The organism is Candidatus Paceibacterota bacterium (genome assembly GCA_041660505.1).
Classification (GTDB): domain Bacteria; phylum Patescibacteriota; class Minisyncoccia; order Phycocordibacterales; family JACRKE01; genus JBAZWG01.
Map to the genome: position 1 here is coordinate 560,369 of JBAZWG010000001.1, position 24,472 is coordinate 584,840.

A 24,472-nucleotide genomic window follows, 5' to 3' on the forward strand; every position below is an offset into this window, starting at 1 on the left:
CTCGTTTCCTTTACGATTGCAAAAATTGTACGAGTTGTATGTTAAGTCACAACCTGAGACACAAATCATACGTCCTAAGAAATAAACAGCTTACGAAAGAAGAGTATGAAAAAGAAAAGCCTGATATAGGGAGTTTTAAAATTCAGTGCGAATGCGAGGCAGAATTTGCCCACCTGCGAAGCGGAGCGGTAACCAGATTCGCCTCTGTGACAAAGTCAGAAAATACCACCGGCGACTACATTACTAATTCCAAGAATATTTATCGTTCATTCGGTGTTGATAACGCCGAGAATATACGCTATGGATCCCGTGCCACATATATTAAAGATAGTATGGATGTCCACGGCGTCGGAAGCAGCGATGGGGCAGTTGAGTTATTGTATGAATTCATTAACGGCGGATACAAAGATTCACGAATGTTTTTTTCAGCAAATTCGTATGAAGGAATGCTGAACGCGTACTACTGTGATTATTGCAGAGGGTCAGAAAACGTATTCGGTTGTGTCGGTTTAAAAAAGAAGCAATATTGCATTCTTAATAAACAGTATTTAAAAGAGGAATATTTAGAGTTGGTGTCGAAAATAATCGAACACATGAACAAGATGCCATACGTAGATGCTAGCGGCATCGAATATAAATACGGAGAATTTTTTCCATCGGAAATTGCACCATTTACCTATAACGAAAGTTTAGCACAAGAATATTTTCCGATAAGGCAAGATGTTGCCGAGACGGCTGGATATCGCTGGCGCAAACAAGAAGAAAAAAGTTATAGGATTACCATTTTGTCCAGTGCTCTGCCAGACCACATCAACGACACCCCTGATTCTATCTTAAAAGAGGTTATAGGATGTGAACATCGTGCAGAATGTTCTGAACAGTGTACTGGTGCGTATAAAATAACACCGGCAGAATTGAATTTTCATCGCGCCAACGGAGTTGCCCTGTCTCGTTTATGTATGAACTGTCGGCATTCCGCTCAATTTAAAAAGAGAACACCAATGCAGTTATGGCATAGACATTGTATGAAAAAGGGTTGCCCAAACGAATTCGAAACCTCCTACGCCCCAGATCGCCCCGAGATCATCTATTGCGAGTCTTGCTATCAGCAGGAAGTCGTGTAGTCTACGTTGTTGGTTGACGCCTTTCGTGATATGCTACGCACATGAGCGATATCGCATTATTACAGCAGAATAAAGATATTTTCGAGAAATACGGCACGGCCTATGCCGGGCTTTTTGGGTCGCGTGCGCGAGGGAATGCTCATGAAGACAGTGATTACGATATTGTCGTCAAACTAAAAAAACCGATCGGGCTTTTTACATTTACCGGCTTTCAGCTCGAATTGGAAGATCGTCTACAAAAGAAAGTTGATCTCATGACTGAGGCTTCGATAACTCCTAGGATTAAGTTACAAGCATTAAATGACCTCAAGATTTTCTATGGACAGCGAGAATAAGTTGTATCTCGGGCACATTCTTGATGCGATTACCAAGCTCGAGAAATATGCGGGATTGACTTCGCGGACTGATTTGGAGACAAACGATCTTGTGTATGACGCCATAGTTCGCGAAATAGAAATTTTAGGTGAGGCAACGAAACACCTGACGGACGACTTCCGTTGTCTGGAACAGGGAATTCCCTGGAATCTGATTATTGCAACCAGAAACAAGCTTATACACGAGTATTCCGAAGTTGATCTTGATTCTATCTGGAAAACTATCCAAGAAGATTTACCTAAGCTCAAAGCGGTGGTCAATAAGTATTTGAATTGATGGAAACCAGAACTTGCCAAAACTGTAAGCAAAATTTCGTCATCGAACCGGAAGATTTTGAGTTTTACGAAAAAATAAAAGTCCCTCCGCCGACCTTCTGTCCGGAATGCAGAAATATCCAGCGTCTTGCGACACGCAATATGAAGTCTTTGTATCGGCGCGCCTGCGACAAATGCGGAGAGAATGTTGTTTCTCGATTTTCTTCGTCCAACCGCGCAAGAATGTTTTGTCATAAATGCTGGTGGGCAGAAGACTGGGACGGCATTTCATTCGGTAAGGATTACGACTTTTCGCGCCCATTTTTCGAACAGTTCAATGAATTACTTTTTAACGTTCCTCATGTTTCTATTCTTAATTCAAACATGGTTGAGAGCGATTATTCCAACATGGAAACAGATTGCAAAAAATGCTATCTGACTTTCGGCGGCCACTATAACGAAAATTGCGCCTTTACTGTCTACAGTTTGTATGGGAAGGAAGTTTACGATTCGTACTGGTCCCTTCACTGTGAACAATGTTTAGGCAACACGAGTGTTAATCATTGTTACCGTACGTTTTTTTCGGAACAATGCGGAAATTGTATCGACACCTTTGTCTCACGCGACTGCCGCGGGTGCACAAATATCATAGGCTGTGCAGGTTTGCGCAATAAGCAATATTGCATTTACAACAGACAATTCAGCAAAGACGACTATCTGAAAGAAAAGTCCAGGCTCAATTTCGGATCCCATGCAGAGCTCGAGAGTATCATCAGTAAGTCGCATGAAGTTTGGCTGAAGACGCCTCATCAATATGCAGCAATGATTAAGACAGTAAACTGCTCCGGCAACGATATTTTTAACTCTAAAAATGTCATTAACGGATGGAACGTAGAAGAGAGCGAGAATTGCAAGAACGCATATATAGCAGCCTCGATAAAAGATTGCTATGACGAAACCTCCGTAGGCAATGACGAGCTTGGCTACATGAATGCGAACGGCGGGGGATTATATAACTGTAAAGCAACGCTATACTCCTTTTCCAGCGACCCGATGAATCGAAAAAGCGGATTTAATTGCGAATACTCCTATTCGCTTGTTAATTGCAATGACTGCTTCGGTTGTGCCGGTTTGCGCGGCAAGCGATACTGTATTCTTAATAAACAGTACACAGAGGCCGAATACAAAAATTTATTGCCGAAAGTAATCGAACATATGAGGAAGGCACCTTTTGTATCTTCTGCCAACCGATACATTTATTCGTATGGCGATTTTTTCCCGGCAGAGCACTCGCTTTTTGCATATAACGAATCAGCCGCCCAAGATTTTTACCCGACACAAGGCGATAAGGCGCTAATGGCCGGATTTAATTGGCGAGAAGAACCGCCGACAGAATACAAGTTTACCGACTATATAATTCCGGATGATATTAGGGATGTTAAAGACGATATTTTAAATGCCGTGTTAAAGTGCGAGAAAAGTGGCAAGGCATATCGAATCATAAAGCAAGAACTCGAATTTTACAGAAGCATTGGACTGCCAATACCACGAATCGCCCCGCTCGAAAGAATAAATCAAAGAATTAATAATTTACTGCCGTTCAAACTTTGGGAGAGAACCTGCGGTAAATGCTCCAAACCCATTCAGACACCGTACGCTCCCGACCGGCCGGAGATCGTCTATTGCGAGTCTTGCTACCAGCAGGAAGTAGTGTAATATAGGGGGTAATGCATGATACCAAATTCAGCATCACCAATGACAGCATTGTCAGAGTAATTTTCTGGGTAGTTTTGGCTGTTCTGATATTCCTTCTGCGCGACCTTATTATCGCCATTGTCGCTTCTGTTGTTATCGCTTCGGCTATCGAGCCGGCCATCCGCTGGCTGGGTAATTATCGCATGCCGCGGATACCTTCTGTCATTAGTATTTATCTCGGTACGGCAATATTATTGCTTTCTATTTTCTATTTCTTCGTTCCGCCACTATTCAACGACATGATGGTCGTAAGCCGTCAACTGCCACAGATGATCGCCAAGGCGGAGATATTCGCACCTATTACAGACAACTTCCCGCAGATTGTGGACGGGTTAAGACAGCAGTTCTCGCTGGTTGACGCATTCGTTCCTGGCGGAGCGGTCTCGACTGTCGGTGGCAACGTAGTGCACACGGCCGGTGTGCTCGTCGGCAGTCTCTTTATGCTTATCTTGATACTCGTACTCTCATTCTACCTGGCAGTGCAGGAGCATGGCATCGACAATTTCATCAGACTTGTCGCCTCCGATCAATACGAAGAATATTTGATAGATCTCTGGAAGCGTTCACGTAAGAAAATTGGCTACTGGATGCAGGGGCAAGTTCTCCTCGGTTTACTTATCGGAGTTTTCGTCTACCTCGGCCTCGCGGTCTTCGGTATTAAGTACGCTCTGCTCCTCGCGGTCTTGGCGGCAATATTCGAGATCATTCCGGTCTTCGGGCCGATACTCTCGGCCGTGCCGGGTGTGCTCCTGGGCTTCTCGCAAGGGTACGGCATGGGACTTTTTATCCTCGGCTTTTATATAATCATCCAACAGTTTGAGAATCATCTTATTTACCCATTAGTTGTACGAAAAATTGTCGGCATTCCGCCCATTCTGGTAATCTTGTCGTTAATCGTCGGCGGGCAACTCTTCGGCTTTCTCGGCATTCTTATCGCCGTGCCCATTGCGACGATACTCATGGAGGTGCTGGGCGATCACGAACGCCGCAAGCTCGCCGGTAGGCAAATAGCACAAAATAAACAGTAAACTAGCATGCAAAAAATATACATAACAACAACTCTACCGTATGTAAATGCATCGCCGCATATCGGCTTCGCGATGGAAATTATCCGTGCCGATATTCTTGCTCGTCATTATCGCAAGGCCGGATACGAAGTTTTTTTTAATTTCGGTACAGATGAACACGGAAAGAAAATATACGAGAAGGCCGTAGAGGCAGGGAAAGATCCGAAAGCATATTGTGATGAATTCGCCGCGAAATTCGACGCCCTTAAATCGGTCCTGAATGTGACTTATAATAATTTCATCCGGACGACCGATGAACACCACATAATGGCCGCCGGGGAATTTTGGAAGATTTGTCATGCCAAAGGCGATATCTACAAGAAAAAGTATCAAGTCAAATATTGCGTAGGGTGCGAGCTGGAGAAGCAAGATTCGGACTTGGTTAATGGGCAATGTCCGGAGCACCCGAACCGCAAACTGGAACTCTTGGACGAAGAAAACTACTTCTTTAGATTTTCCAAATACGAAAAGCAGCTGCTCGATTTATACGAGAAGAATCCAGAACTCGTCTCTCCTCCATGGAGGATGAACGAGATAAAGGCATTCGTCGAGAGAGGATTGCAAGACTTCTCAATTTCACGATTAAAGGCAAAGATGCCATGGGGGATAGATGTACCGGGCGACAATGACCATGTTATGTATGTCTGGTTCGACGCTCTGGTGAACTATATTTCAGCTATCGGCTGGCCTGATGATATGAATAGATTCGGTGCTTGGTGGCCGGCCGTTCAGGTCTGCGGGAAGGATAACTTGCGCCAGCAGACGGCGATGTGGCAGGCGATGCTTATGTCGGCCGGACTGCCTCACTCGAAGAAGATCTACGTTAACGGCTTTATAATCTCCGGCGGACAGAAGATGAGCAAGTCGCTTGGAAACGGTATCAACCCTATTGAAATAGTAGCCGAATATGGTACAGACGCCCTCCGCTTCTTTCTGGCCAGGGAAGTTACACCCTTCGAAGATTCCGATGTTACATCCGAGAGAATCAAAGAATCGTATAACGCATATCTTGCCAACGGTATTGGCAATCTGGCTTCCCGCATCCTAAAAATGAGTGAGAGCTATCTTGCCGGCGAAAAGATCGAGGTTATTATCTCAGATAATCCCGAGTTTGATAGTTTTATAGAAAACTATCAGTTCGATTCTGCTATGAAATTTGTTATGGACGAAGTAACCAAACTTAACGAAAAGATTCAGACGACACAACCTTTCTCTCTCTATAAGACCGATCCGGAAAAGGCGAAAGTCATTATTCGGGAACTTATGAAAGGACTCGCCGGAGTGGCCAGGCTCCTTGAGTCGGTGATGCCAGCAACTGCCGAGAAAATTTCAGAGTGCATCAAAGCCAACAAAAAACCGGAGACACCGTTATTCCTAAGAAAAGAGTAATGTCGCTCAAGCTCGTAGATATTCATACCCACCCGCAATTCGCGGCTTATACGGAAGACCGTGACGCTATTATGCAACGTGCCGAAGAGGCAGCGGTGGGGCAGATCGTTGTGGGGACGCAAAAGGACACTTCACAGGCCGCCATAGATCTTGCGCATAAATATCCGCATACTTGGGCAACGGTCGGTCTGCACCCGATACACACCACCAAGTCTTATCATGACGCATATGAACTAGAAAATTCCAACCTCACCCCTGCACCCCTCTCCGACGGAGAGGGGAAACTCTCGGAAAATTCCCCCTCCCTTTCGGGGAGGGGGTTAGGGGGTGAGGTGGTGAAGCCCTTCACTTCTCGCGGAGAGGTTTTCGATTATGACTATTACAGAAAATTGGCTACAGACGAGAAGGTGGTCGCTATTGGTGAATGCGGCTTGGATTATTTCAGACTCGATGAAGACACCAAACAGATACAGATGAATGTCTTCGATGCACAGATTGCGCTGGCGAACGAAGTGGAGAAGCCTATTATGCTTCATATTCGTGCGGGCAAGCATGCCGGCAGTGGCACGGCCTATCAAGACGCTTTCCATATGCTGCACTCAAAATCAAAAGTTTCGGCCAACGTGCATTTCTTTGCCGGCGATATCGAAACTGCTAAAAGATTTTTGTCTATAGGCTGCACGCTATCATTCACCGGCGTCATTACTTTTACCCACGACTATGACGAAGTGGTAAAGTATGTGCCGATAGAGTCTATGATGGTCGAAACCGACGCGCCTTACATTACGCCAGCGCCATATCGGGGCAAACGCAACGAATCTTCTTATGCCAGGCTTATCGCTGCCAGGGTTGCCCTCATAAAAGGTATAAGCATAGAACAGGCAGAAGCCAAGCTCCTAGATAACGCCATACGACAGTTCAGGTTGAAATTTTAGGGATACTCTGGTATTATAGCCGGATTATGGATAGCGACACTAATAAGAAAGTCAAATACGACCTCCTGTTCGTTTTAAGCCCCGTTTTGGCCGAAGACAAGGCCAACGAGGAAACAACGCGCATATCGAAGATAATCGAGAGCCATGGCGGTACTATTTTCGGCTCAGACGCGCCCAAGCTCCGACCGCTATCATACCCAGTCGCAAAGACATGGGAAGGCAAGAAGACGGTTTATGAGCAAGGTCTCTTCGGCTGGACAAAGTTCGAAATCGACTCGATAGAGATTCCGGCAATTCAAAAAGAATTCCAAGCAATTCAACACCTGTTGAGGTCGGCAATTACTTATGCTTATCTCGATGTTCGTCCTGTGCGTCGCATTCCGACCGAGGATAAGCCAGAAGAAGTTGTTGTTTCGAGTCTTCCGCCAGAACTCGTTTCGGTACCCACGGCAACACCCGTTGCTCGCGTTGAAGCCGAACCAATCAAAAAGCTTTCCGAGGCCGAAATAGATAAGCAAATAGAGAGTTTGCTCTCGTAAAAAAAATGTACCTAAACAAAGTATTACTTATCGGTAATCTGACACGCGACCCGGAGAAGCGAGCTTTGCCGAATGGTACGAACGTTACGTCATTCAGCCTCGCGACTAATCGTATTTATAAAGACAAGAACGGTGCCAAGCAAGAATCGGTAGAATACCACAATGTCGTTACCTTCAGTAAACTCGCGGAATTGTGCGCACAATACTTAAAGAGAGGCCAGTCGGCATATGTGGAAGGCAGACTGCAGACGAGAAGTTGGGACGATAAAGCAACCAATCAGAAGAAGTACCGAACGGAGATAGTTGCAGACACGGTCCAGTTCGGGCAAAAGGCCGGTGGGAGTCCATCTACTCCGATGCCCGGAGGGGCCGGAGTTCCGACTTCGCCACAGGCGAACGTCGGAAAAGAAGCACTCGACACGATAGAGTACCCCGAAGAAGAAAGTAACGTCGAAGATATCCCATTTTAACAGAATTAAAGAATTATAGAATTAAAGAATATGATCTCATCCGCCAAACAATGTTATTTCTGCAATAATAACTTCAAGACGATAGACTACAAAGAGACCGAGCTCTTGAAGCGCTTCTTGTCACCGCACGCCCGCATTATGTCTCGCCGCAAGACCAGTACCTGCGCCAAGCATCAGCGCAAGTTAGACTCGGCTATCAAGCGCGCCAGACACTTGTCGCTCTTGCCATTCATCTCGCGTTAGAGCCATATTTTCACTGGAGTTGATAACTCGGTGGATAAACAGTGTACAAACTGTGGATTAAGTATAGACTTTATAGCTGATAGTGTCTCCTGGCACTAGTTCATGGCTGGAAGGAGGTCCAGTATGAACGTCGAACAGAGGGTCGAGGCTCGAAGGAAACTGCTGGATGTTATCCACGAACGGGAGAAGCATCCCGAAGACTCCTCTCTCGAGGAGGCCCAGAATAAAGCGGAACGCGAATTCAAGATCGCGTACGCAAATCGCTAGCCAGGCAACGGCGCCCCGAGGAATTTTTCCCGGGGCGCAGGACTTTTTACTTGAAAAAGCTATTATTTACTCACTCGTTCGACGTATTCGCCGGTCTCGGTGTTGATGACAAGCGTATCGCCTTCGTTCACGAAGAGCGGGGCGTCGATGGAAGCGCCGGTCTCGATCTTCACTATTTTCATCCCGCCTTTAGCGGTGTCGCCCTTAATACCCGGGGCGGCCTCTGTCACTTTAACTTCAAGTTTGATGGGTAACTTCACGCCGATTATCTTTTCATCAAAGACAAGCGCATCAACCAGCATGTTGGTCTTGAGGAACTTGGCTGGCGTACCGAGGACATCGGCAGGGAGCTCAAAGCGCTTGCTGGGATCATTCGCCTCGCAGAACCAGAACTCGCCTTTGTTGGTAAAAAGATATTTGACCTGCTTGCGCGAGAGCTCGGCTTCTTCGGCTTTCTCGCTTACATGGAATGAATATTCAACAATGCGCCCGGAGATAAGGTTGCGGAGCTTGGTAGCATTGACCGGCTTGCGCTGTTGCTTACGGAAGACGTGAGATGTAAGCACCTCATAAGGTTCGCCTTCGTATATGATGACCTTCTTCTCCTTGATATCGCTGTATTCGAGCATTGACATAGGCAAGCATCATAGCATATATATAACTACTTGAGCAACCTTAAAATATGCTATGCTGTTATATATGGAGATGAAACCAGATGAAGAGATATTAGCCCTTTCGGTCGCCAACCCGCGGCTTTTTTCTATTATCTTCGACCGTCACGAAGAGAAGTTCCGCCGCAAGGTCAAGCGCATTTTGGGCGATAGGCCGGAGGTGGAAGATGTCTTACAAGAGACTTTTGTGAAGATTTACCTTAATGCCGGTAAGTTCAAGAAGATTCCCGGCGCCTCGTTTACGTCATGGGCATATAAAATCCTGATTAATGTCACCTTTACCCAGTACAAGAAGTTAGATAAGAGGAAGGGGGACGTAGATATTTTAAAAGATGAATTACGTGAGGTGCTTCCGGACAAGTCGATGCCGGACCTGGCCTCGAAGGAGCTCAAGGACTACGTCGAATCAATCGTGGCGACCCTGCCGGACAACCTTGGTCATGCGCTGACCGAGCACTTCATCAACGATAAACCGCAGGAGCAGATCGCGCGGGAGGAAGGTGTATCTGTCGGAGCGATCAAGACTCGCATTCACAGAGCCAAAGAAGCCTTCCGCGAACAAGCATCAAAAGTCTAACGACTTTTGAAAATTTAAAGATTTAAATAGTAAAAATTTAAAAATTATGAATAACGTACAACAATTAAAGAGGCGAGTCATGCGACGGGTGTATGCATTTTGGGTTTTGCGTACCGCATATCACTCCCTGTTGCTTAAAGGCGTTGCAATTTCGCTATTGTTTATTGAGTTAAGAGAATTGGTATCACTTAGAAACGTGATCACAAACACTCTACAGTCCGGAGGCATAGATCGCATGGTGTCTTATCTCGAATACTCTTTCGCTCACACTCAAGCGTCAGTACAAGTAACTCTAGCGCTTGTCGGTGTTCTGGCTGTTTGGTTCGTGGTTGACGCGATACGAAAAGATTTTGTCGTGCCGGTTCAGCAATTCGCGCTCCGCTAGACGCCCAGAGGTTCGACCTTAAGCACCAAAAAGGTCGAACCTCAAAGGTGATTATTCTTCGTCAGTCGGTTCCTTATCGTCATCAGCCGATTCTGACGCGGGGGATTTCATATCTAGGGCGCCTTTTTCTACGTTCTCTATAATCTTTTTCTTTAATTCGTCACGGACTTTGTGATTTTCTTTAAGGAATGTTCTGGTGGCGTCATAACCGCGGCCTAGCTTGAGATCGCCGTACGCATATGAGGAACCACTCTTCTGGATTAAGCCTTGCTTCTCGGCAAGGGCGATGATCTCGCCTTCGGGGGAAATACCTTCGTTGTAGATAATGTCGAACTCGGCGAATTTGAAGGGGGCGGCCACTTTGTTCTTGACCACCTTGGCGCGGGTGCGCGAGCCCACAACCTCTTCGCCTTTCTTGATCTGGGCAATGCGGCGAATGTCGATACGAACCGATGAATAGAACTTGAGCGCCTTACCGCCCGGGGTCGTCTCGGGGTTACCGAACATGACACCGATCTGCATTCTGATCTGATTTATAAATATGACGACAGTCTTGCTCTTGGCGACGATGGCAGTCATTTTGCGCAAAGCTTGCGACATTAGACGCGCCTGCTTGCCGACGTGGAAGGCGCCCATATCGCCCTCAATCTCGTCTTTTGGCGTAAGCGCCGCGACGGAGTCTATAACGAGCACATCAATCTGTCCGGAGCGAATGAGGCTGTCGGCAATCTCGAGCGCTTGCTCGCCGTTGTCCGGCTGGGAAATGAGGAGGTCGTTAATTTTCACACCAAGCTTCTTGGAGTATTCCGGGTCCATGGCGTGTTCGGCGTCGATGAAGGCACAGACCCCGCCTTTCTTCTGCGCTTCGGCAATCACGTGCAGAGACAGAGTAGTCTTGCCTGATGATTCTGGACCGTATATCTCGATGATACGACCACGGGGGAGTCCGCCGACTCCGAGTGCCAGGTCGAGGCCTAGTGAACCGGTCGGAACGGCGTCAACGTCCACATGTGGCTTCTCACCTAGACGCATAATAGAGCCCTCGCCGAACTTGGTCTGAATAGCTTTGATCGCATTCTCAACTCCCGCCGAAGGTCGTTCGGTTACTTTTTTTGCCATAGTGACATATTATTATAGTCTAATAACTGCGTATTGATGTCGGGAGTCCGGCAACCGGAGCATGCGGTGAATTCGCTTCTGCTACGAGTTCGAGCTTGCGCTCGATTTGTCGGCCAAATTTGTCCCGTGCTCGTACTTCTATCACATTATAGCCGGGAGACAAGAGGATATCTTTTTTAAAATGTCCGAGCGTATCAGTAAAGAGGTCTCCGCCATTAACTTGGATTGACGATACGTGGTCGGCCGTTCCTTTGATCGATATAAGACCAGCGTTTACGGTCGCTCCATTGGCCGGGTAATCTATTACAATTTGCGGACCTCGCGCAAAATCTTTCATCTCGAATGCAGTATAAGACAAAATCACAAACGCAAGCATTATGCCTATGTATCTCCCTATCTTTTTCTTTGTCTGATAATGCATGTCTTTAATAATCAGTATAACACAAGACCGATGTCTTTTAGCTACTCAAATTGTCCCCACCTGTGGATTGCCCGGGGCTGCTAATGAGCGCATCGGCAGAAGCAGTGTCTTTATCTAGACCGAAGCTTGAACCGCTTGCTCCATACACTTCGCGCGGCTTTGCGCCCTCGCCAGGGCCAACAACTCCTCTTTCTTCCAGCAGATCGATAAGACGAGCCGCTCTGGCATAGCCGACCTTAAGCTTGCGCTGGAGATAAGAAGTAGAAGCCTTGCCGGCTTGCATTACCGCCTCTCTTGCTGATTCATAAAGCTCATCGTCATCACCGGAGCTCTCGCTGTCGAAGCCGGCAACAGACTTCTCTGTGAACATGTCGCCTGAAGAGGTCGGTTCGCTCATGTGAATTTCGTTCGGGGCCATATCCTCATACTGATCTATCAAATACTTCACCACCTTCTTTGTCTCAGGCTCTGACACGAATGAACATTGGAGGCGGACCGGCTTGGACATGTCACCACCGAGATAGAGCATGTCACCGGCGCCGAGCAGTTTCTCTGCTCCAGGCATATCAATAATAGTGCGCGAGTCGATTTGTGAGGGTACCTGGAGGGCGACACGCGATGGTATGTTGGCTTTAATCAGACCAGTGATTACCTCTGTAGATGGTCGCTGGGTTGATAAGATCAAGTGGATGCCGACTGCACGTGACATCTGGGCCAGGCGGACGATGGCGGCCTCAAGCTCTCGAGGATAGGCGGTCATAATATCAGCAAGTTCATCTAGCACTATAACTATGTATGGCATCGGGTCGGGCAATTCAGCGTCTACTTTTTTGTTTTTCTCGAGTGCGGGTTCAAAAATATTCTTGTGGTACGACTGAATGTCGCGCGAACCGGTGCTCTCTAATATTTCATATCGGCGTTCCATTTCCTTCGCGGCCCAACGAAGAGACAAGATGCTTTTCTTCGCATCGGTGATAACCGGCGTCAAAAGATGCGGGATTTTGTTGTAAAGTGTGAGCTCGACGCGCTTTGGGTCTATCATGATAAAGCGCATCGCCTCGGGCGAATTGCGGTATAAGAGTGACAAGATGAGTGCGTGGATAGTCACAGACTTGCCGGAACCGGTCGCACCGGCAATAAGCATATGTGGAGACTTGGCAAGGTCGGTAAATAATGCAGCGCCCGACACGGTACGACCCATTGCCATAAGGAGCGGCTTGCTTGAGCCAGCGAATTGATCAGAGGCCAGCATTGATCCCAAGCGCACTGTTGTCTTGGTTGTGTTCGGTATCTCAATGCCAACGAGTGACTTGCCAGGTATCGGTGCTTCTATGCGAAGAGGGTGCGCCGCAAGCGCAAGCGACAAGTCATTCTGCAGGGCTACAATCTTCGAGAGTTTAACGCCTTCGGCCGGCTTAAGTGCATAGCGAGTAACCGATGGGCCGATTGATATCTCGTCCATCTCTACATTAATACCGAAGTTAAGCAAGGTGCGTTTGATAATATTGGAGTTCGCTTTGATGTCGCCTACGCCCGGTTTGCCGGTATCTTCTTCTAAAAGAGAGAGCGGGGGGGGCACGAATGCGCCACGGCTTCTGAAGGCCGTTGAGAATTCTTCCTCTGAAATTTCAGCTGTTTTAGCCGATGCTATAATTCTAGATTTCTTATTGGAATTATCTATTGGTGTCTCTGGTCTGGCTTCAGGCTTTGTCCCCTCGGGTTGTGCGGCGAGTTTGAGTTGTTCTGGCTTCTCGATATCCACGTCTTCGTCTTCAGACTCTGGTTCCTCACCCCATAAACGTCTCCCGAATAATTTACCATCAAGCGATATTTGCGTATCAAGAAGTATCAGGATTCCCACGACCGCCACAGCAGTCAATATAATCATACTGACGGTCGGGTCGAAAAGTTTATCCAGAACAACAGCCAAGCCCTGTCCTATTAAACCGCCGGAAAGATAGCCGTGCGTCGGCTGGCGAAAGCGCAAGTCCATGAGTCCGAGAGCCGCCAAGAAAAGTATTGCACTGCCGAACACAGAGGTCGTCACCATTTGCGGCCGCATCGCTTTACTGAAGAGATAGCCGAGCACAGCGAGCGCAAGCGGGAATAGCAGATACCCTGAACCAAATAGGAGATACAGATAATAGTACGCGCCCTTGAATACGATACCGCCGAAGCCGAACTTGGCAAGGAATAGGAGGAGTGCCAAAAGGATGCAAGCGACAGCAAGCACCCCGTGCTTGGTCTCGTGTTTCAAGCCCTCATTAACTTTAGAAAAGAAACCCGATGAGGTCTTCTCGTCAACGTTATCGCGCTCACTCTTCTTGATTTTTTTTCTTGCCATACAATATCTAGAAATATAGCTAAGTATAGCAGAAAAGCATTGTTACAGAAGGGGAATACCTGCCGGGTAACGTCAAGCTTGTATGTCGGACATGTCTTATATATACTGGCGTCACAACAGAAGAAGAATGTCCGACAAGAACTGTATAAAACACAATAAGACAAACAGAAACAGAAGAGATAAAAGACAGCAAAACATGACAGAAAACTCTATAAGACAGTATGGTGAAACACCAGAAAATAGTAAGTTTTTGTTATTAAAGACAGAGAAGCTATCGGTCGCCATTCACATAGTGACCGGGCATTTGTCGGGGCGAGAGCCTCTGCGAGAAGAACTTCGTCGCATGTCGCTTAGACTTGTAGAGGACGTACGTGAGTTGATATACGGAGAGCAAGAAAGTTTGCTGTCCGACACTTCGCATCTGGAGAAAGTTGCCGGCTCCATAGTCTCTAGTTTGTATGTCGCAAAAAGTGCAAAAATAATAGGCCAGGGTAATGTATCTGTGCTCGAGCGTGAATATTTGGAGCTCGGAAATTATTTTACAAAAAGCATGCCGGAACAAGAGATCCTGCCGACAAGGGAATTACCAGCCAAAAAGATTTCTATCGGACATGAAATAAGTAAAGGACATAAGTCGTCTGAACGCGTAAAAAGTTCACACAATCCTCCGGAAGGCCTTTCTCGTAAAGAATCAATACTCAATATAATAGAAGGTCGTAACTCCTATTCGCTTGGTGACATCGTCTCAAAAATTAAAGGGATAAGCGAGAAAACTATCCAACGCGACCTCCTTGGGCTGGTTAGTCGCAAGGTACTCAAAAAGATAGGGGAGCGGCGCTGGAGCCGATACATGCGAGCATAATAGACGAAACACAAGGCAGTCTTCTGTGAGCCCCAGAAGACTGCCTTGTGTTTGAGGCGAAGTTGACTTTTGAGCCCCAAAAAGCTATTATTGACGGACGCTCTTATAGGGGTAAAAAAGGCTTAAAACACCTTACTTATCCACATAATGGCTTTGCAGATTGATGAACGAACGGCTATACTTTCCGCTAGGCGGGTACTGTCCTGAGTCGTCTCTGTATTCAGGTATTCATTTCCTGAACTTTGAAAACAGAATAAATCAGTAACGATAGAAATGTTTTTGTGTTTTAAGTTTGTCTTAAACTCATTCCGACAATTACTAAAATCGGAATGTTTAAGAATTAAGTTTGGTATCAAAATGCGATGGATTACTTGGTGACTTGTCGAAGCCAGGTCCCTCGCATGCGGTTCTTCTCTAAGGTCTCGTAGCCCGAAAGAAGGATCATTTATTAGAAACAATATATATGAGTAGAAAGTTCAAAAACTCGAAAGTGACGAAAGTCATTTCAGGTTTGACGGGCTTGATGACTGCAGTGGTCATGGTTGGTGGGGCACTCGTAGTGCCTGCATCTGCCGCAACCGCAGCAGAACTTCAATCTCAAATCGACGCTCTTCTCTCGCAGGTTCAGACCCTACAAGGTCAGGCCGAAGGAGGAGGATCAGCATCGTCAGGTTACACCTTCAGCAAGAATCTCTTGCTCGGTAGCACAGGTGCTGACGTTAAGGCGCTTCAAGAGCTCTTGAACCAGGATTCAGATACACAAGTATCTGTAACTGGCGCAGGTTCTCCGGGTGCAGAGACTTCATACTTTGGTCCTGCAACGAAACGCGCAGTTATTAAATTCCAAGAGAAGTACGCAGATGAGATTCTTGCCCCGATCGGCTTGGCCCACGGGACAGGAACAGTCGGCCCAGCCACTCGCGCAAAATTGAATGAGTGGTCAGGTACGGTCTCTAGTACAGACACTACTACCAGTACATTCCCTGCCGGCTGTACATCAGCTAGTGGCTTCAGTCCGACAACCGGACAGTCATGTGCTTCTGGTACAACGACAACCACAACCACGACACTTCCGGCCGGCTGTACATCAGCTAGTGGCTTCAGTCCGACAACCGGACAGTCCTGTGCCGGCGGTACAACCACCACAACGACTACGACTGGTGCAGGAACCCTCACGGTTTCTTCTGCCACTCAGCCGATGAACTCGCTCGCACCGAAAGGTACGTCGCGTGTTCCGTTCACAACCTTCACACTCACCGCAGGTGCGTCTGATGTCTCTGTGACAGGTGTCACCGTCCAGCGCGCAGGTCTCGCACAAGATGCGGCCTTCGCCGGTGTCGTTCTCTTGAGCAGTGATGGTACACAGCTCGGTATTGCCAAGACTTTGAACTCGGACCACACCGCAACAGTGGGTGATCCGTTCACTGTCAAGGCCGGTACTTCAGCCACCTACACCATCGCCGGTAACATGGCAGCGGATGAGACTTCATACGCAGGCCAAGTTGCCCAGCTCAATGTTATGGGTATCCAGACTGCCGCCACGGTATCAGGAACCTTCCCGATCCTCGGCGCCCAGCAGACGATTAACAACACTTTGAGTGTTGGTACGGCAACTTTCGCCGCTTCTTCTTTTGACCCTAACACGGCTCAAAGCAAGCAGATCGGTGAGACGGCTTACAAGTTCTCTGGTCTACGCGTTACCGCGGGTTCAGCAGAACGCGTAATCCTCAAGTCTGTTCGCTGGTACCAGTCAGGCTCGGCCGCATCAGGCGACCTTGCTAATGTCATCACTAAAGTTGATGGCGACAGCACCCTATATCCGACGACTGTGTCGGCAGACGGTAAGTACTACACGACAATCTTCGGTACAAGCGGCCTCTTGATTGACAAGGGTCTCTCAAAGGATCTCTATGTAACTGGTGACCTCGTAGGTGCTGGTTCTTCAGGCCGAACTGTAGAATTCGATGTTTACAAGAACACCGATATCTACATGACGGGTGAGACCTACGGCTACGGTATCATCGGTACAGCTACGGCCAACTGTAACGCAGTTGCTTCAACAGCAACGACAGCTTCTGAATTCATCAACTCAAGCACTTCTTGTGCGTCATCCGGTACGATTGGTACGCCGTTCTATAGCGCTTCGGTCTTAACGATCAGCGCCGGTTCGGTAACCAGTCTCCAGAAGGCCACATCGGTTCCTTCGCAGAACATTGCAGTCAATGTTCCGAATCAGATCTTGGGTGGCTATATTGTAGACCTCAAGGGTGAGCCGGTAGCGGTTCAGTCACATGTCTTCACAATCGCTTCCTCAACAGCGGTTGCAGGAAATGGTGTGCTTACAAGTGTAACTCTCGTTGATGAGAACGGTGCAGTTGTCGCCGGTCCTGTCGATGGAGTTTCTGCTACAGGTAACACGCCGACCCAGACAGTGACCTTCACCGATACGGTAACGTACAAGATCGGAGCACACACTTATACCCTTAAGGGTAAGGTGCCTTCGACCGCAAGTACGGGTAACACCTATCAGGTTTCCTCGTTCACGCTCTCGAGTGCAACAGGCCAGACAACGGGTAACACAATTACCTTCCCGGCCGGTACTGCGCTCAATACGATGACGGTTAAGTCCGGTGCGCTCGCAGTTTCTGTCTCGTCACAGCCGGTAGCACAGAGCATTGTGTCCGGCGGTACGAACGTACTTCTCGCGAACTACCAGCTTGACGCATCGCAGTCCGGTGAAGATGTACGCTTCTCTTCGCTCACCGGTACGCTCACGAGCACCGGTACCGAATTCGCAACCACTTCGCTTACGAACTGTCAGATCTACAATGATGCTGGTGTTTCGATAACGACAGGTTCGAATGTTGTCAATCCAACTGCTACGACGATTGCCTGGACATTCGACAACTCTTACACCGTAACCAAGGGGACCACCAAGACTCTCTCGGCCAAGTGTAACTTGTCAACAGCAGCAGTTGCGGGCAACATCGTCAGTCTCGGCCTTGCGGCAAGTGCATTGGGAACGGCCACTGGCCAAACTTCCGGCAATACAGTCGGAACGACCTATAGCGCTTCTGTGGGTCCTGCGATGACGATTGCCGCAGGTTCGTTTGCAGTGTCTCAAGATTCTTCCGCTCCTTCATACACTGTTGTTGGGTCAAGTGCGAACGTGCCGGCAACCGGCATTGTTGCTAACGTGCTTCGCTTCCGCGCAACTAATGAAGGCGTCAACTTGACCAAGCTCGGTATTCAGTTGACAAATGCCACAGTGGCATCGTCTTCGTCATCCGACTTGTTGCAGTACACAGTATGGGATGGCAGTACTCTCTTAGGTACCCAGACCATTACTGGTTCTGCCTCATTCGCGACAACCACACTCACACTCATGAATCCCGCTGGAGTTCCGCTCCCGAAGGATATCGACAAGCTCATTACGATCAAGGCTGACCTCGCCCAGGTTGGTACCAACCAATCCGGTACACAAGGTCACTTAGTCAAGCTTGACTTCTTGAATGCGGAAGGTACTGGAGTTCAATCAGGCTCGACTCTCGAAGCTACAGGTTCGACCGCTGTAGGCGGTCTCCGTGTCTTCAAGTCATATCCGACAGTTGCTATTGACACTCTCTCTGTAACAGGAGGAGGAGTCGCTTCTGACGGTAACCTGATCCGCTTCAAGGTAACAGCATCACCTTCAGGCGATGTGGCTCTCACGAGCTTCAATGTCAAGTTTGCAACGACATCGGCAACGATCAGCAACTTGAATGCCTTTGCTTACACAGATGCAGCCTACTCACAAGGTGTGTCTGGAGTATCAAACGGCGGCCAGTTGAAGAGCACGAACGTCTCATTGGCTGCATGGGCTGATAGTACAACAGTCATTGGTATGACTGTCACCGACAGCGCTGGAGTAGCAAGTTCTGTATCAATCCCAGCAGGTCAGACGCGCTACTTCCAGGTACATGGTACGGTTACCCCGTCGACGACAACCTATTCGGTTGGTACGACGCTCTTGGGTGACAATGCCTATCCCGGATTAGCGACCACATTCATGGCGAATGCCGCGGTTGTTGAGGCTGGTGTAAGCGGTACTAATAACGACTTCGTATGGTCACCGAATGCGACCACGACTTCGATACGTACTGCAAATGACTGGACGAACGGTTACCAGATCCCTGGTTTGCCTACCTCCGGATTGTCCCAGAACCGCACGAACTAGTCTTAAATTCTTACCCCTTGCTTGTGACTTGGGATAAGACTTCAAATATCGATTCACAGGTCTAGAACCTAGTGATAGATACCAAAACCCCCTCCGACGGAATGTCGGAGGGGGTTTTGTGTTTGGCCCCACCCCTGCCCCTCCCCGAAGGAGAGGGGGAAACCGAAATCTGAATTTTCTTCCCTCTCCTTCGGGGAGGGAATGAGGGAGGGGCTAATCCCAAGAGTTAACAACACACTTATCCACACATTACAATTAGATATCTTGGCAAAACAAGAGTACAATGGAACTGCATTCGCGAATAAAAAGTTTCGCGGGCGTTATATTAGCAATTTAGTAATTAATTAGAAAATTATGTCTAGAATTTTCAAGAGAGGCGATGTGCTCAAGACCTCCCTTACGGTTCTTGGGTCCCTCTTGCTCACAGCAGGAGTTGTGGGTGCGGCAACGACTATCAGTACCAATATTAGTACTGGCGGTACGCTCACTGTTATAGGTGCGACGGCAGGTTACGGTGCGGCGACTTTTGGCGGTACTGGTACTACTACGATTAGTACAGCTGGCGCGCTAACAGCACCTTCAGCTATTATTATTGGTACCACTTCTGGCTATGGTGTCGCAGCATTCGGTGCTACGGGCACCACCACAATCGCCACAAATGGTAATGCATCAACGACTGCTACTGTTCTGGCAAAGGTATTACAAATTACCCCTGGCCAGAGTATTGATACGACCGCGGCCGGCTCTCTCTCGTTTGGCCCGACAAACATGACATCACTCTTGATTACACCAGCCACCACACACATTGGTGCTGTTAGCGGTTACGGAGCAGCCGCTTTCGGTGCAACTGGTACAACGACATTGGGTACTGATGGTACGGCGTCGACAACAGGCACAGTCAGTGTTCCTTCATTGGCTGTCACTGCAGGTGGCAGTATCGATGCCAAGGCCGCAGGCACATTGTTAATCGGTGGTACGAATGCAACTACAATTACAATTGGACAATCAGGACAGCGAGTCTCGTTGGCCGGTAATGCTACCACCACAGGAACTTTCGGTGTTACGGGCAATACGATTCTTTCTACTGCCTCAACGACAGGATTAGTACAAGTTGGCAGCTTGCAGGTTAACGGCGGTAGCCCGGGTACAACAATCAATGGCATCGTCTTTGGTACATGTGACATGGCTGCCGCAGCCGCCCCCGCAGCTACGTCATCAGCATCATTTACTTGTACTCAAACCGGAGCAACGACTGTCACTACCAGTCACCGTATATTTATCATGGCCACAAGTTCCATCCCGGTCAACTTCCGTATTGCCGCCGCCTCTTCGACTGGCGCTGGGACTATTGGTGTTGACGTGGTGAACAGCGGTATTATCGCAGGTACTACTTTCGGTCCGTACTCCTTTAACTTCATAGGTATTCGATAATCATTGGTACTCTATTAATTACTAACTAGTACCATAATGATTAAAAAATACATAGCAGCTACAGTCGGGTTGCTCTTGGCCATGCCGTTTACGGCCTTGGCAGCAGCAGATGACGTAACGCTCACGACTGACGTATCAATCGTCACTGGCGGAGTCACGTTCAACGTCAGTGGATCAAGCGCTACAATCTCAACGCTTTCGGTCAATGCCTCCAACTTCGCAGTAACTCTTGGTAACGGTTCATCAGTTACGGTAAAAACGGCAGATAGTTCTCAAATCGGTGACGATGCGCCAAGCGCCAATCTTTCGTCAAGCACTTGTGTCCCGGGCAATTCTACAAAGACATATACTGCGACAGGTGTTGTGACCGTCACCGTCTTTCCAACAAGTATCATTTGTAGTAGCGGTAGTGGCGGAAGCTCTACGCCAACCCCCACGCCAGTCGTTTCTTCCGGCGGCGGCTCGGTGTCTACAACCCCAGTAATTACGATACCCGCAGTTGTTCCGCCAGTGGTGGTTCCTCCGGTCGTTGTTCCGCCGGTAACACAGACTCCGAATGTTCCGGCAATCGTGAATGCTAATCCGTCAAAAGTGGCAGTAGCAGTATCGCCGGTATTCACCAGAGCTCTTGCTAAGAATCAGACACATGCTGATGCCAAACGCTTGCAACAGCTTCTCTCGCTTGACCTAGGTGTTGCGGTAAAGACTACAGGCAAGTTCGATACTGCGACACAGAACGCGCTTAAGAAGTTCCAGGTCAAGTATAAGATTGCGAAGTCTGGTCAAGTTGGCTATGGCACATTCGGGCCAGCCACTCGAGCCAAGATGGCAGAGCTCTTCGAGCTTCAGAAGTCTGTTGTTGCGGCCACATCTTCTACTTCAGCAAGCAGACTTGCGCTTATCAAGACCCTGCTTGATAAGATCAAAGAGCTCCAAGCACAGCTCAAGCTAATGCAGTAAACTAAGAAGAAATAACACAAAAACTCCCTTGCCATGTCAAATCTGGCGGGGAGTTTTTGTTTGTGCTAATATATTGCCATGACACAGAAAATAACATTTAGCATTGTCGCCGGTATTATAGTCGGACTCGCCAGTTCTTATATGATGTATGGTGGCAAGAAGCCCGCACAAACAAACACTGCGAGCACTGAACAAACGGCTACAACATCGACAGCGAAGAAAAAGAAAACAGTGACAGTCGGCGGAATAACCTTCGAGACCGACGCAGATAACCCAAGCACGATTACGCTCGAACAAGTGCCTGCTGGCCAATTGCCGAAACCTGTGCCCACGCTTAGCGATGCTGTTACTTTTTCGGCGACAGCGAATGTAAGCCCTGATGCGCAGAAGATAATCCGCACACAAATTACAGATCTCGTAAAAAAGTTGACCGCAAATCCAGGCGATTTTAACAGCTGGCTGTCAATTGGCCTCTACCGCAAGATGGCGGGGGATTACACCAAGGCACGCGATATGTGGGAGTATGCGAAGAAATTACAGCCAACGGATAAGCAGGCCTATAACAATTTAGGCGATCTCTATCAATATTATTTGAAAGATTCCGCGCAGGCGGAACTGAATTGGAAGAAGACTGTCGAGCTTGACCCGAAGTTCATTGCCGGATACCGCAGTCTTTATGACTTGTATACCCAGAATAAGCAGAACGACAAAGCCAAGGCGATCTTGGATGTCGGCTTGCAAAAAAATCCGCGCAGTATCGACTTGCTGGTGTTGACCGCCCAGTTTTATAAAAACATCGGACAGAAAGATGTCGCAAAGACATTTTATGAGAAAGCACTAGTAGAAGCAAAAGCCATTCCCGAGGATGCAAGCATGATACCGTCCATTCAGGCAGAGATAGACGCGCTATAAATTTATGCCGAAACACCTCACTCTGATCGGACTTCTCGGGGTGGTGCTCATGGGGAATATTGCGCAAGCTTCTGTAACTAATATCTCATTCAGTAATGAACAGCAGAATGTTGCTGTCGGTGTATCTTCGGATAAAATCACTATTCAAGCTAACGACAAACTCCCTGAAACCGGGGATCTGTATCTGACCACATCTTCATTTACCGGGCAATTTTCTTCTAATAGTACCGATTGGCAACTCATTGAGAAAGTAACGATGAGTAAGAATACTGCCAACAGAACAGTGTATTACAAAGATAGTACAGCCGGTAATTATACACTCACGGCGCGGTTAGTACTGCGTACAAGTGGCACTTCTTGGACAGCGACACAACCGATAACTGTGGGTAGTGTAGTCGAAACAGCGACGACGACCCAGGTCTCGGCTACGACTACTGAACAGACAGCTTCCACCACCACAGAAATAATAGAGTCACAGACAGCACTCTCCGCGATCTCCGCACACGACAGCGCTTTGCCGACGAGCGACGATATTAAAATAAAATTACAGCTTGTCGCTGATGCCGGGCGCGAGCGCATTGCTGTAACTCATGCGCCAATTACTTTTTCATCTTCAGCGGTTGATCAGGCTGGAAAGAAAGTTACTTCGCTTGATACCGTGTGGTCATTCGGTGATGGTACTACGGCGCATGGAGAAAATATTGAGCATGCTTACGGCTACCCCGGCGATTATGTGGTCATCATGAACACGCAGAAGTCGGACTTGGCGGCGGTTGATAGGACGTTGGTACACGTGGCGCCAGCGCAAATAATGATAACTCACGCACAAGCCGGTATTCAGAATGCCAACGTTGAGATCTTTAATCAAGGCAAGACAGAAGTTAATCTCGCGCGCTGGTCACTCGCGTCCGGTATGAATTCGTACGTTTTCCCTCGTGATACGATAATTCTGGCCGGCAAACATATCACACTGCCATATTCGGTTACGAAATTGACGATTGAAGATCACACGTCTGTTGTTTTGCTTACTCCGGGCCAAGAAACAATGCACACATTCATTAAAAAACCAGAACAATACTTGGCGGTGAATAGTAAGGTACCGGCCATAGCCACTTCTTCTGTAAACATAATTAATAAGCCGACTCTTGCTGACGTACGGCGAGCGCTCGTGGCACTAGAGAAGAAAATTGCACCAATGGATATTCGCCCCGTTGCAATTACGGTGCCGGTTAAGCGAGAAATTGTGACAGTAAAAGCGGTAGCCACCTCGTCTGTCCCCAAAATTATCACCGTGAAGAAACCCACAGGATTTTTTGCCAATATTATGTCATTATTTAACAAATAAACATGAAATTTTTAGACCACACCTTTTGGAAGTTCACTATTGCATTTATCGTTATCATTGTGGTAGTTTTGGGTATTACCAAGTACGTGACAGATTATGAGGACACTACTCAAACAGCGCCTTCCTACACCGCCAAGTGATTACTAAAAACTAATAACTACAAACTAAAAACTAAATATATGAGCGATTCGAATAAACTCGTTCTCACCGCTATCATAGGCATTTTCATCGGCTTGATATTCGGTCGTTTGCTCTGGTACAGCAAGACAGCGGAAATAAACAACGAGCCATCAAGTGAGGCAACAAGTACAAGCGAGGTCACAAAACAAGAAGCGTCTGTCAGCGAGTCAAACCCCGTCTCCACTCAAGGTCTGAATAGCGTCAGTGTAGAGAATCAGCCAGCGGGTAAAAGCGTACAGGTTACAATAACCGCCGACCAGACTGTTTGGGTAGAGGTACGTGATAACAACAACGGCGCCACGGGCAAGGTATTGGGCGCTAAACATTTCGCCGCCGGAAGCAGTTTGGCGGTTGTGCCGCTGCAACGCGCCACTGAGTCCGGCTCATCATATTTCGTTGCGTTAGTGCCGTACAGTTCAGATACCCTCGACTACTCTGCCTCCGCTATCATGAAAGATTCTTCGGATCAACCCATTTCTGCAAGCTTTACCGCGGAGTAGACTTCATAAAAAGTTCGTGCTATAGTAGCCGATGTAAGCCGTAGAAAGAAGGCATCCATAAGTCCTTCCGAGGCCCGCCTGCCAACGACTGGCACTGTCGGGCAGGTCGATTACAGCGGCTATTATTTTTT

Annotated in this window: 25 protein-coding genes; 21 read left to right on the top strand and 4 right to left on the bottom strand. The window is 47.9% G+C overall.

Annotation, left to right across the window (positions count from 1 at the left end; translation table 11 throughout):
- The first annotated feature begins 38 nt into the window (after positions 1 to 38).
- The 11 genes from WC764_03020 to WC764_03070 all read left to right on the top strand — a co-directional run bounded on the left by WC764_03020 (position 39) and on the right by WC764_03070 (position 8,418).
- Positions 39 to 1,124: a hypothetical protein gene (locus WC764_03020; GenBank protein MFA6006670.1), complete on the top strand. Its 1,086-nt coding sequence runs from the start codon at positions 39 to 41 to the stop codon at positions 1,122 to 1,124.
- 41 nt (positions 1,125 to 1,165) lie between these two features.
- Positions 1,166 to 1,459 (top strand): nucleotidyltransferase family protein, encoded by a 294-nt coding sequence (locus tag WC764_03025; GenBank protein MFA6006671.1) that lies wholly within the window; start codon positions 1,166 to 1,168, stop codon positions 1,457 to 1,459.
- Positions 1,443 to 1,775: a DUF86 domain-containing protein gene (locus tag WC764_03030; GenBank protein MFA6006672.1), complete on the top strand. Its 333-nt coding sequence runs from the start codon at positions 1,443 to 1,445 to the stop codon at positions 1,773 to 1,775. The genes WC764_03025 and WC764_03030 overlap by 17 nt, the downstream gene beginning before the upstream one ends.
- Complete coding sequence (locus WC764_03035) at positions 1,775 to 3,469, top strand: hypothetical protein (GenBank protein ID MFA6006673.1); 1,695 nt, start codon at positions 1,775 to 1,777, stop codon at positions 3,467 to 3,469. The genes WC764_03030 and WC764_03035 overlap by 1 nt, the downstream gene beginning before the upstream one ends.
- A gap of 11 nt (positions 3,470 to 3,480) precedes the next feature.
- Positions 3,481 to 4,536, top strand: a complete 1,056-nt coding sequence (locus WC764_03040) for an AI-2E family transporter (protein ID MFA6006674.1) — start codon at positions 3,481 to 3,483, stop codon at positions 4,534 to 4,536.
- Between the two features lie 6 nt (positions 4,537 to 4,542).
- Positions 4,543 to 5,964 (top strand): methionine--tRNA ligase, encoded by a 1,422-nt coding sequence (gene metG / locus WC764_03045; protein MFA6006675.1) that lies wholly within the window; start codon positions 4,543 to 4,545, stop codon positions 5,962 to 5,964.
- On the top strand, positions 5,964 to 6,899 hold the full coding sequence (locus WC764_03050) for a TatD family hydrolase (protein MFA6006676.1): 936 nt from the start codon (positions 5,964 to 5,966) through the stop codon (positions 6,897 to 6,899). The genes metG and WC764_03050 overlap by 1 nt, the downstream gene beginning before the upstream one ends.
- Positions 6,900 to 6,925: 26 nt before the next feature.
- On the top strand, positions 6,926 to 7,438 hold the full coding sequence (locus WC764_03055; protein ID MFA6006677.1) for a 30S ribosomal protein S6: 513 nt from the start codon (positions 6,926 to 6,928) through the stop codon (positions 7,436 to 7,438).
- A 5-nt stretch (positions 7,439 to 7,443) separates the two neighbouring features.
- Positions 7,444 to 7,908 carry a single-stranded DNA-binding protein gene (gene ssb, locus WC764_03060; GenBank protein ID MFA6006678.1) on the top strand — a complete coding sequence of 155 codons (465 nt, stop codon included), beginning with the start codon at positions 7,444 to 7,446 and terminating at the stop codon, positions 7,906 to 7,908.
- 30 nt (positions 7,909 to 7,938) lie between these two features.
- Positions 7,939 to 8,151: a 30S ribosomal protein S18 gene (rpsR, locus tag WC764_03065; protein ID MFA6006679.1), complete on the top strand. Its 213-nt coding sequence runs from the start codon at positions 7,939 to 7,941 to the stop codon at positions 8,149 to 8,151.
- Between the two features lie 123 nt (positions 8,152 to 8,274).
- Entirely contained in the window at positions 8,275 to 8,418 is a 144-nt protein-coding gene (locus tag WC764_03070; protein MFA6006680.1) for a hypothetical protein, read from the top strand.
- Between the two features lie 62 nt (positions 8,419 to 8,480).
- Here the strand turns inward: WC764_03070 and WC764_03075 are convergent, their stop codons facing one another.
- Entirely contained in the window at positions 8,481 to 9,053 is a 573-nt protein-coding gene (locus WC764_03075; protein MFA6006681.1) for an elongation factor P, read from the bottom strand.
- Positions 9,054 to 9,117: 64 nt separating this feature from the next.
- On the opposite strand from WC764_03075, the gene WC764_03080 reads away from it, so the two are divergent.
- A complete protein-coding gene (locus tag WC764_03080; GenBank protein MFA6006682.1) occupies positions 9,118 to 9,666 on the top strand; it encodes an RNA polymerase sigma factor in 549 nt (182 codons plus the stop codon).
- 46 nt (positions 9,667 to 9,712) lie between these two features.
- Entirely contained in the window at positions 9,713 to 10,051 is a 339-nt protein-coding gene (locus WC764_03085) for a hypothetical protein (GenBank protein ID MFA6006683.1), read from the top strand.
- Between the two features lie 51 nt (positions 10,052 to 10,102).
- Here the strand turns inward: WC764_03085 and recA are convergent, their stop codons facing one another.
- Genes recA through WC764_03100 form a run of 3 tightly spaced genes read right to left on the bottom strand, consistent with a single transcriptional unit; the run spans position 10,103 to position 13,935 of the window.
- On the bottom strand, positions 10,103 to 11,170 hold the full coding sequence (recA, locus tag WC764_03090; GenBank protein ID MFA6006684.1) for a recombinase RecA: 1,068 nt from the start codon (positions 11,168 to 11,170) through the stop codon (positions 10,103 to 10,105).
- 19 nt (positions 11,171 to 11,189) lie between these two features.
- Complete coding sequence (locus WC764_03095; protein MFA6006685.1) at positions 11,190 to 11,591, bottom strand: hypothetical protein; 402 nt, start codon at positions 11,589 to 11,591, stop codon at positions 11,190 to 11,192.
- Positions 11,592 to 11,628: 37 nt separating this feature from the next.
- The gene (locus WC764_03100; GenBank protein MFA6006686.1) at positions 11,629 to 13,935 is read right to left on the bottom strand and encodes a DNA translocase FtsK 4TM domain-containing protein; all 2,307 of its coding nucleotides are present in this window, start codon (positions 13,933 to 13,935) and stop codon (positions 11,629 to 11,631) included.
- A 196-nt stretch (positions 13,936 to 14,131) separates the two neighbouring features.
- On the opposite strand from WC764_03100, the gene WC764_03105 reads away from it, so the two are divergent.
- The 8 genes from WC764_03105 to WC764_03140 all read left to right on the top strand — a co-directional run bounded on the left by WC764_03105 (position 14,132) and on the right by WC764_03140 (position 24,341).
- Positions 14,132 to 14,797: a hypothetical protein gene (locus WC764_03105; protein MFA6006687.1), complete on the top strand. Its 666-nt coding sequence runs from the start codon at positions 14,132 to 14,134 to the stop codon at positions 14,795 to 14,797.
- 463 nt (positions 14,798 to 15,260) lie between these two features.
- Positions 15,261 to 19,013: a peptidoglycan-binding domain-containing protein gene (locus WC764_03110; GenBank protein MFA6006688.1), complete on the top strand. Its 3,753-nt coding sequence runs from the start codon at positions 15,261 to 15,263 to the stop codon at positions 19,011 to 19,013.
- A gap of 354 nt (positions 19,014 to 19,367) precedes the next feature.
- Positions 19,368 to 20,444, top strand: coding sequence for a hypothetical protein (locus tag WC764_03115; GenBank protein ID MFA6006689.1), 1,077 nt, complete (start codon positions 19,368 to 19,370; stop codon positions 20,442 to 20,444).
- Positions 20,445 to 20,480: 36 nt separating this feature from the next.
- On the top strand, positions 20,481 to 21,404 hold the full coding sequence (locus WC764_03120) for a peptidoglycan-binding domain-containing protein (protein MFA6006690.1): 924 nt from the start codon (positions 20,481 to 20,483) through the stop codon (positions 21,402 to 21,404).
- Between the two features lie 78 nt (positions 21,405 to 21,482).
- Positions 21,483 to 22,316, top strand: coding sequence for a hypothetical protein (locus tag WC764_03125; protein MFA6006691.1), 834 nt, complete (start codon positions 21,483 to 21,485; stop codon positions 22,314 to 22,316).
- A gap of 4 nt (positions 22,317 to 22,320) precedes the next feature.
- The gene (locus WC764_03130; GenBank protein MFA6006692.1) at positions 22,321 to 23,661 is read left to right on the top strand and encodes a PKD domain-containing protein; all 1,341 of its coding nucleotides are present in this window, start codon (positions 22,321 to 22,323) and stop codon (positions 23,659 to 23,661) included.
- Positions 23,662 to 23,663: 2 nt separating this feature from the next.
- On the top strand, positions 23,664 to 23,801 hold the full coding sequence (locus WC764_03135; protein MFA6006693.1) for a hypothetical protein: 138 nt from the start codon (positions 23,664 to 23,666) through the stop codon (positions 23,799 to 23,801).
- A gap of 39 nt (positions 23,802 to 23,840) precedes the next feature.
- A complete protein-coding gene (locus WC764_03140) occupies positions 23,841 to 24,341 on the top strand; it encodes a hypothetical protein (GenBank protein MFA6006694.1) in 501 nt (166 codons plus the stop codon).
- The last annotated feature ends 131 nt before the right edge of the window (positions 24,342 to 24,472 follow it).

Coding starts and splice junctions, on each gene's coding strand:
- WC764_03020 (MFA6006670.1), top strand. CDS start 39: ATGTTAAGTCACAACCTGAGACACAAATCATACGTCCTAAGAAATAAA.
- WC764_03025 (MFA6006671.1), top strand. CDS start 1,166: ATGAGCGATATCGCATTATTACAGCAGAATAAAGATATTTTCGAGAAA.
- WC764_03030 (MFA6006672.1), top strand. CDS start 1,443: ATGGACAGCGAGAATAAGTTGTATCTCGGGCACATTCTTGATGCGATT.
- WC764_03035 (MFA6006673.1), top strand. CDS start 1,775: ATGGAAACCAGAACTTGCCAAAACTGTAAGCAAAATTTCGTCATCGAA.
- WC764_03040 (MFA6006674.1), top strand. CDS start 3,481: ATGCATGATACCAAATTCAGCATCACCAATGACAGCATTGTCAGAGTA.
- metG (MFA6006675.1), top strand. CDS start 4,543: ATGCAAAAAATATACATAACAACAACTCTACCGTATGTAAATGCATCG.
- WC764_03050 (MFA6006676.1), top strand. CDS start 5,964: ATGTCGCTCAAGCTCGTAGATATTCATACCCACCCGCAATTCGCGGCT.
- WC764_03055 (MFA6006677.1), top strand. CDS start 6,926: ATGGATAGCGACACTAATAAGAAAGTCAAATACGACCTCCTGTTCGTT.
- ssb (MFA6006678.1), top strand. CDS start 7,444: ATGTACCTAAACAAAGTATTACTTATCGGTAATCTGACACGCGACCCG.
- rpsR (MFA6006679.1), top strand. CDS start 7,939: ATGATCTCATCCGCCAAACAATGTTATTTCTGCAATAATAACTTCAAG.
- WC764_03070 (MFA6006680.1), top strand. CDS start 8,275: ATGAACGTCGAACAGAGGGTCGAGGCTCGAAGGAAACTGCTGGATGTT.
- WC764_03075 (MFA6006681.1), bottom strand. CDS start 9,053: ATGTCAATGCTCGAATACAGCGATATCAAGGAGAAGAAGGTCATCATA.
- WC764_03080 (MFA6006682.1), top strand. CDS start 9,118: ATGGAGATGAAACCAGATGAAGAGATATTAGCCCTTTCGGTCGCCAAC.
- WC764_03085 (MFA6006683.1), top strand. CDS start 9,713: ATGAATAACGTACAACAATTAAAGAGGCGAGTCATGCGACGGGTGTAT.
- recA (MFA6006684.1), bottom strand. CDS start 11,170: ATGGCAAAAAAAGTAACCGAACGACCTTCGGCGGGAGTTGAGAATGCG.
- WC764_03095 (MFA6006685.1), bottom strand. CDS start 11,591: ATGCATTATCAGACAAAGAAAAAGATAGGGAGATACATAGGCATAATG.
- WC764_03100 (MFA6006686.1), bottom strand. CDS start 13,935: ATGGCAAGAAAAAAAATCAAGAAGAGTGAGCGCGATAACGTTGACGAG.
- WC764_03105 (MFA6006687.1), top strand. CDS start 14,132: ATGACAGAAAACTCTATAAGACAGTATGGTGAAACACCAGAAAATAGT.
- WC764_03110 (MFA6006688.1), top strand. CDS start 15,261: ATGAGTAGAAAGTTCAAAAACTCGAAAGTGACGAAAGTCATTTCAGGT.
- WC764_03115 (MFA6006689.1), top strand. CDS start 19,368: ATGTCTAGAATTTTCAAGAGAGGCGATGTGCTCAAGACCTCCCTTACG.
- WC764_03120 (MFA6006690.1), top strand. CDS start 20,481: ATGATTAAAAAATACATAGCAGCTACAGTCGGGTTGCTCTTGGCCATG.
- WC764_03125 (MFA6006691.1), top strand. CDS start 21,483: ATGACACAGAAAATAACATTTAGCATTGTCGCCGGTATTATAGTCGGA.
- WC764_03130 (MFA6006692.1), top strand. CDS start 22,321: ATGCCGAAACACCTCACTCTGATCGGACTTCTCGGGGTGGTGCTCATG.
- WC764_03135 (MFA6006693.1), top strand. CDS start 23,664: ATGAAATTTTTAGACCACACCTTTTGGAAGTTCACTATTGCATTTATC.
- WC764_03140 (MFA6006694.1), top strand. CDS start 23,841: ATGAGCGATTCGAATAAACTCGTTCTCACCGCTATCATAGGCATTTTC.